Genomic DNA, 6,783 nt, shown 5'->3' on the forward strand with positions numbered 1-6,783 from the left:
GTTGTGCACGTTCTGAACGCTGGGAACGTGCACAACCGCCTGTTCGGCGCCGGGTCGGGGCGCCGGGTCGGGGCGCCGGGTCAGGCGAGCCGGTACCCCATGCCGCGCACCGTCACGAACCGCTCGGCGCCGAGCTTGTTGCGCAGGTAGCGCACGTACACGTCGACGACGTTGGAGCCGGGGTCGAAGTCGTACCCCCACACGCGGGACAGCAGCTGCTCGCGGCTGAGCACCTGTCCGGCGTTGCGCAGGAAGGCCTCGGCGAGGGCGAACTCGCGGGCGGACAGGTCCGTCTCGACGCCTGCGGCGGTGGCACGCCGGGTGCGCAGGTCGAGGCTGAGGTCGCCGTGGCTGAGCACGGTGACCTCGCCCGCGGGCTCGGTACGCAGGCGCAGACGGATGCGGGCCAGCAGCTCCTCGAAGCGGAAGGGTTTGGGCATGTAGTCGTCGGCGCCGCCCTCCAGCCCTGCGACGGTGTCGGCGACGGAGGTGCGGGCGGTGAGGATGATGACGGGCAGCGTCACCCTGGCCTCGCGCAGCCGCCGCAGCACGGTGAAGCCGTCCTGGTCGGGCAGGCCGAGGTCGAGCACGAGCAGGTCGAAGTCACCGGACGACGCGAGGTCGAACGCCTCGCGCGCCGTCGCGACCGTCGTGCTCGCGTACCCGGCGGCGCGCAGCCCCTTGGCGATGAACGAGGCGATGCGGGTCTCGTCCTCGGCGACGAGGATCTGGCTCACGGTGCGGTCCTTCCGTCGGGGGGTGGCGGGGGCGGCGGCACGGCCGGCGGCCGGCGCGAGGAAGCTGGCGGGTCGGCGTCGGGCACGGGCAGCACGGGGACGACGACGGTGAAGGTGGACCCCTGGCCGGGGGCGGACTCGACGGTCACCTCGCCGCCGTGCTCGTGGGCGATGGCGGCGACGATGGCGAGGCCGAGCCCGGCGCCGTCGCGGCGTGCGCCGTCGTGCTCGCCGCGGGCGAAGCGCTCGAAGACGCGGCCGAGGTCGCCGGGCGCGATGCCGACGCCCTCGTCGCGCACCCACAGGCGGACGTGCGCGCCGTCGGGCGTGGTGCGCGACCCGATCGCGACGACGCTGCCCGGCGCGGAGAACTTCACGGCGTTGGCGGCGAGCTGGAGCCACGCCTGGGTGAGGCGTTGCCCGTCGGCCAGGGTGCGGGCGTCGGTGCGGGAGTCCACGAGCCAGGTGCGCGCGCCGAGGGTGCGGGCCTTGTCGAGCACGTCGTCGGTGAGGCGGCCGAGCTCGACGGGCGCCGGGCGCACGAAGCCGGGCTGCCCGACGGTGGCGAGGGTGACCAGGTCGTCGACGAGGCGGTGCATGCGGTCGAGCTCGTCGAGGGCCAGGTCGCGCGTCTCGGCCGTGTCGGCAGGGTCGGTGGGGTCCAGGAGCTCGAGGTGCCCGCGCACGATGGTCAGCGGCGTGCGCAGCTCGTGCCCGACGTCGTCGAGGAGGCGGCGCTGCGACTCGAACGAGCCTTCGAGGCGGTCGAGCATCGCGTTGACCGCGCGCGTGAGCTGGGTGAGGTCGTCGTTGCCGGTCTCGGGGATGCGCGCGGACAGGTCGGACTCGCCGATCTGCTGCGCGGTGTGCGCCAGGGTGCGGATGGGGCGCAGCAGGCGGCCGGCGAGCAGCCAGCCGACGACGGCGGCCACGACGAGCGCGGCGAGCGCGACGACGGCGTAGCCGCGGAAGACGGCCTGCGTCTCGGCGTGCTCGGCGCCCCGGTCGTAGGCGAGGACGAGCGCGGCGGGGGCGGCGGACGGGGCGGCCCCCGCCGTCCCGGGCAGCGCGCGCACGGGGGCGACGAGGGCGCGGTAGTCGGCGGTCGCGGTGCGGACCGTGCGCAGCAGCACGCGGTCGCCGTCGACCAGCGGGGTGACGGCCGCGACGAGCTCGGGGTCGTCCTGCAGCTGCACCTCGACCTCCTGCTGCGTGACGAGGGGCCTCTTGCCGGTGCGCAGCCCGAGGACGCCCTCGTTCCGGGCCGGGACCTCGAGCTGGATGGCGGCGACGACCACCTCCTCGGGGGAGGAGAACGGGAGGCCCGTCACCGGGTCGACGCCGGAGGCCGCGAGCGTGCGCAGCTCGTCCGCGCTCTCCACGAGGTCGGCGTCGATGCGCTCGTCGACCTGGCGGTGGGTGAGCAGGTACGCGGTGGCCCCGGCGAAGCCGAGCGCGAGCGCGGTGAGGGCGAGCATCGCCGCGAGGAGCCGCGTGCGGACCGTGAGGCCACGCCGGCGCGCAGGGTCGCGCCCCATCAGCGGCCCTCGGCGGTGCCGCCGGCGGCGGAGTCGTCCCCGGCGTTCCTGCCGTCGCTGTCGTTGTCGTCGTCAGTGTCGTCGTCGTCGCCGTCGTCGTCCGCGTCGTCCGTCGGCGGCGCTGGGGACACGTCCTCGTCGTCGTCGTCGTCATCGTCGTCGTCCGTGGGGGTGGCGGACGGGCCTGGAGACGCCCCGCCCGTCGTGGGCGACGGGCCGGGGGAGACCACCACGACGCCGCCGACGTCGCGGTCGTCCGGCCGGGAGCCGGCGGCGGACGCCACGATCGCCACGATCACCGCGACGAGCGCGACGCCGAGCGCCCAGGGGAGGGCCGTGCGCCACCGCCCCGTGCGCGCTGCCCCCTCTGCGTGCTCCGCCGGCTTCGACATGGCGGGATCATCCCGCGGGCGGATGAGACGCAGATGAGAAAGGTCCGGCCGCCGGAGGACGGTCCGCACCCGTGGCGTGCGCCGGTCCTCCGGCTGGCCCTTCGGCCGGCTCGTCGGCCGGGTCGGGGGCCGCGAGCCAGGCGTCGACGTCGGCCAGGAGGGCACGCCGCGTGGAGTCGGACACCCGGCTGGCGAGCACCGAGGACCGGGCGAGGCCGGCGAGCTCCGTGTCGGTGAACCCGTGCACGTCGCGGGCGGCGACGTACTGGTCGAGCAGGCGCGAGGAGAACAGCAGCGGGTCGTCCGCCCCCAGGGCGACCCGCGCCCCCGCCTCGACCAGGGGGCGCAGTGGCACCTCGGAGGTGTCCGCGTAGACGCCCAGACCGACGTTGGAGGCGGGGCACACCTCCAGCGCCACCTCGCGTTCCACGAGCTCGGCCAGGAGGGCCGGGTCCTCCCCGGCGCGCACGCCGTGGCCGAGGCGGTCAGGGTGCAGGGCCTCCACGACGTCGCGCACGTGCGAGGGGCCGAGCAGCTCGCCGCCGTGCGGCACGGACGCCAGGCCGGCCCGGCGGGCGATCCGGAAGGCGGCCCCGAACTCGGCAGTGTCGCCGCGCCGCTCGTCGTTGCTGAGCCCGAAGCCCACGACCTCGCCCGCCCCGTCGCCCGCGTACCGGGCCGCGAGCCGCGCGAGGGTCCGCGCGTCGAGCGGGTGCCGCATCCGCGACGCCGCCACGATCACCGCCACCTCGACGCCGTGCGCGGCGCTCGCGGCACGGGCCGCGTCGAGCACGATCTCGACGGCGGGGGTGATGCCGCCGACGAACGGGGCGTACGACGTCGGGTCGACCTGGATCTCGAGCCGGCGCGACCCCTCCGCGGCGTCGTCGGCCGCGGCCTCGTCGACGAGCCGGCGCATGTCCGCCTCGGACCGCACGCACGCGCGCGCCGCGTCGTACAGGCGCTGGAAGCGGAACCACCCCCGCTCGTCGGCGGGCACGCGCAGCGGGTCGCCGTCCGTCAGCGCGCCGGGCAGCCGCACGCCGTGCTCGGCCGCCAGGTCGCGCAGGGTCGGCACCCGCATCGAGCCCGTGAAGTGCAGGTGCAGGTGAGCCTTGGGGAGCTTCGCCAGATCGCGCACGGCGCCAGTCTGCCCCGACACGGGCGCCTCGGGGCAGTCGGCCACGCTCGGCTCGCGGGGGCGGTTCGACCCACGCCTGCGCGTCGCGTACAGTTGTCCCTCGGTGGTTGATGCCCGCCAATGCTCGAACGCGCCCTTCCGGGTGGTTCTGGCCTGGACGGTGGGTGTCGAGCACGAAGGGTAGTGGCGCAATTGGTAGCGCAGCGGTCTCCAAAACCGCAGGTTGCAGGTTCGAGTCCTGTCTACCCTGCCAGCGTGATCCCCCGCGGGGCCGCGCGCAGCGGGGCCATCTGCATGACCCCGGAACGCCAGGAGTCAGTGCCGTGGGTGCGTCGCCGGCAGGTGGCGCGGCCGCGGCGGGAACGCGAAACGGGGTATTGCGAGTGAGCGAGTCACCGGCTGAGGCCGTGGGGACGCCCGGTGGCGGCAAGACAGCCACCGGCAAGCGCCCGCACCTGTTCGCGCGCATCGTGCTGTTCGTGCGCCAGGTCGTGGCGGAGCTCCGCAAGGTCGTCACCCCGACCCGTTCGGAGCTGGTCAACTACACGATCGTCGTCCTGGTGTTCGTCGTCGTGGTCATGCTGTTCGTGACGGCGCTCGACTGGGCCATCGGCCTGGGCGTCCTCGCCCTCTTCGGCGACTGACCGCGGCAGGCCCGCCGGTCGCCCGCCCCTGAAGCAAGCAGATTCCAGAAAGCAGGTTCGTTCGTGTCCCAGGATCCGCTGGACCAGACGGAGAACGTCGACCCCACCCAGCCCGACGCCGAGGGCGTCGAGGCGGACCTCGACGTGCCCGCGGACGCGGAGCCCGAGGCGGCCGTCGAGGACGCTGCTGAGGACACCGACGCCGGCGACACCGACGAGGCCACCGAGGACGTCGAGGGCGACGCCGAGGACGAGGGCGCGTCGGACGCCGACGGCGACGTCGTCGTGGACCCCGCCGAGGAGTTCCGCCGCACCCTGCGCGCGCAGTTCGGCGACTGGTACGTCATCCACTCGTACGCCGGGTACGAGAACCGTGTGAAGGCCAACCTGGAGAACCGCATCCAGAGCCTGAACATGGAGGACTACATCTTCCAGATCGAGGTCCCCATGGAGGAGGTGACCGAGATCAAGAACGCGCAGAAGAAGACCGTCCGCCGCGTCCGCATCCCCGGTTACGTCCTCGTGCGCATGGACCTCACGGACGAGTCGTGGGGCGCCGTGCGCCACACGCCGGGCGTCACCGGCTTCGTCGGCCACACGCACCAGCCCGTGCCGCTGACGCTCGACGAGGTGTTCTCGATGCTCGCGCCGGTGTTCGTCGAGGCGACCCCCGAGGCCGGCAAGGCCGCGGCGGCGTCCGGTGCGACCGCGAAGACGCCGGTCGAGGTCGACTTCGAGGTCGGCGAGTCCGTCACGGTCACGGACGGCCCGTTCGACACGCTGCCCGCCACGATCTCCGAGATCAACGCCGAGGCCCAGAAGCTCCAGGTCCTCGTCTCCATCTTCGGCCGGGAGACCCCGGTCGAGCTGTCGTTCAACCAGGTCGCGAAGATCTGATCCTCCTGGCCTGACCGCTGAGCGGCACCCGCCGCTCGCGGAGGACGCAGCACTGCAACCGGGTCATCGCCCACGGCGTCGGCCCACGAAAAGAAAGCAAGGAACGCGACATGCCTCCCAAGAAGAAGGTCTCCGGCCTGATCAAGCTCCAGATCAAGGCCGGCGCGGCCACCCCCGCCCCGCCGATCGGCCCCGCGCTCGGTCAGCACGGCGTGAACATCATGGAGTTCTGCAAGGCCTACAACGCGGCCACCGAGTCGCAGCGCGGTGACGTGGTGCCGGTCGAGATCACGGTCTACGAGGACCGCTCGTTCACCTTCATCACGAAGACCCCGCCGGCCGCCGAGCTCATCAAGAAGGCCGCTGGTGTGGCCAAGGGCTCCGCGACGCCGCACACCGTCAAGGTCGCGCAGCTCTCCCAGGACCAGGTCCGCGAGATCGCCCAGACGAAGCTCCAGGACCTCAACGCGAACGACATCGACGCCGCGATGAAGATCGTCGCCGGCACCGCTCGTTCGATGGGCATCACCGTCGCGGAGTGATCCGCGAGCGAGCCGCCCACCCGCGACCTGGTCGTGGGCGGGCGGCTCGCAGCAAGTCCCGGCGACCGACGCCGGGCACGTGGCAGGGTCCGCGCGGACCCGCTCACCACGACTGCAGAAGGAGAAGCAGATGGCAACGCGCAGCAAGGCGTACCGCGCCGCGGCGGAGAAGATCGACCGCGACAACCTGTACGCCCCCCTCGAGGCGGTCCGCCTCGCCAAGGAGACCGCGACGGTCAAGTACGACGCGACCGTCGAGGTCGTGTTCCGCCTGGGCGTCGACCCCCGCAAGGCCGACCAGATGGTCCGCGGCACGGTCAACCTGCCCCACGGCACCGGCAAGACGGCCCGCGTGATCGTCTTCGCGAACGCTGCCAAGGCCGAGGAGGCCGTGGCGGCCGGCGCCGACGAGGTCGGCGGCGACGACCTGATCGCCAAGGTCGCGGCGGGCTACACCGACTTCGACGCCGCCGTGGCGACGCCGGACCTCATGGGCAAGGTCGGGCGCCTGGGCAAGGTCCTCGGCCCCCGTGGTCTCATGCCGAACCCGAAGACCGGCACCGTGACGATGGACGTGACCAAGGCTGTCACCGACATCAAGGGCGGCAAGATCGAGTTCCGCGTGGACAAGCACTCGAACCTGCACTTCATCATCGGCAAGGCGTCCTTCGACGAGAAGGCGCTGGTGGAGAACTACGCCGCCGCGCTGGACGAGGTCCTGCGTCTCAAGCCGACGTCGTCCAAGGGCCGGTACATCACCAAGGCCACGATGGCGACGACGATGGGCCCCGGCATCCCGCTGGACCAGTCGCGCACCTCGAAGCTCCTCGAGGAGGCGTGATCCCGGCAGGGACTCGCTGAACCACGTACGACGGCCCGGCACCCGCGAGGG

Annotated in this window: 8 protein-coding genes and 1 tRNA gene; 5 read left to right on the forward strand and 4 right to left on the reverse strand. The window is 73.2% G+C overall.

The features are described 5' to 3' along the window. Window positions 1–80 precede the first annotated feature (80 nt). From ACFT55_RS18180 to ACFT55_RS18195, 4 genes are read right to left on the reverse strand one after another with little or no spacing between them, the layout of a single operon-like run. Window positions 81–737, reverse strand: a complete 657-nt coding sequence (locus tag ACFT55_RS18180) for a response regulator transcription factor (RefSeq protein ID WP_380245252.1) — start codon at window positions 735–737, stop codon at window positions 81–83. Then, on the reverse strand, window positions 734–2,275 hold the full coding sequence (locus tag ACFT55_RS18185; protein ID WP_380245253.1) for a sensor histidine kinase: 1,542 nt from the start codon (window positions 2,273–2,275) through the stop codon (window positions 734–736). Before ACFT55_RS18185 ends, ACFT55_RS18180 begins: the two co-directional genes overlap by 4 nt. Continuing rightward, window positions 2,275–2,667, reverse strand: coding sequence for a hypothetical protein (locus ACFT55_RS18190; protein ID WP_380245254.1), 393 nt, complete (start codon window positions 2,665–2,667; stop codon window positions 2,275–2,277). Before ACFT55_RS18190 ends, ACFT55_RS18185 begins: the two co-directional genes overlap by 1 nt. 7 nt (window positions 2,668–2,674) lie before the next feature. Further along, a complete protein-coding gene (locus ACFT55_RS18195) occupies window positions 2,675–3,808 on the reverse strand; it encodes an adenosine deaminase (protein ID WP_380245255.1) in 1,134 nt (377 codons plus the stop codon). A gap of 177 nt (window positions 3,809–3,985) precedes the next feature. On the opposite strand from ACFT55_RS18195, the gene ACFT55_RS18200 reads away from it, so the two are divergent. The 5 genes from ACFT55_RS18200 to rplA all read left to right on the forward strand — a co-directional run bounded on the left by ACFT55_RS18200 (window position 3,986) and on the right by rplA (window position 6,732). After that, window positions 3,986–4,061 (forward strand) — tRNA-Trp (locus ACFT55_RS18200). A 154-nt stretch (window positions 4,062–4,215) separates the two neighbouring features. Next, a complete protein-coding gene (gene secE, locus ACFT55_RS18205) occupies window positions 4,216–4,452 on the forward strand; it encodes a preprotein translocase subunit SecE (RefSeq protein WP_380245256.1) in 237 nt (78 codons plus the stop codon). Between the two features lie 63 nt (window positions 4,453–4,515). Next, window positions 4,516–5,349: a transcription termination/antitermination protein NusG gene (nusG, locus tag ACFT55_RS18210; protein WP_380245257.1), complete on the forward strand. Its 834-nt coding sequence runs from the start codon at window positions 4,516–4,518 to the stop codon at window positions 5,347–5,349. A gap of 110 nt (window positions 5,350–5,459) precedes the next feature. Continuing rightward, entirely contained in the window at window positions 5,460–5,891 is a 432-nt protein-coding gene (gene rplK, locus ACFT55_RS18215; RefSeq protein ID WP_380245258.1) for a 50S ribosomal protein L11, read from the forward strand. 130 nt (window positions 5,892–6,021) lie between these two features. Continuing rightward, window positions 6,022–6,732: a 50S ribosomal protein L1 gene (rplA, locus tag ACFT55_RS18220; RefSeq protein WP_380245259.1), complete on the forward strand. Its 711-nt coding sequence runs from the start codon at window positions 6,022–6,024 to the stop codon at window positions 6,730–6,732. Window positions 6,733–6,783: the final 51 nt, after the last annotated feature.

Source organism: Isoptericola sp. NPDC057191 (assembly GCF_042670225.1).
Lineage (GTDB): Bacteria > Actinomycetota > Actinomycetes > Actinomycetales > Cellulomonadaceae > Isoptericola.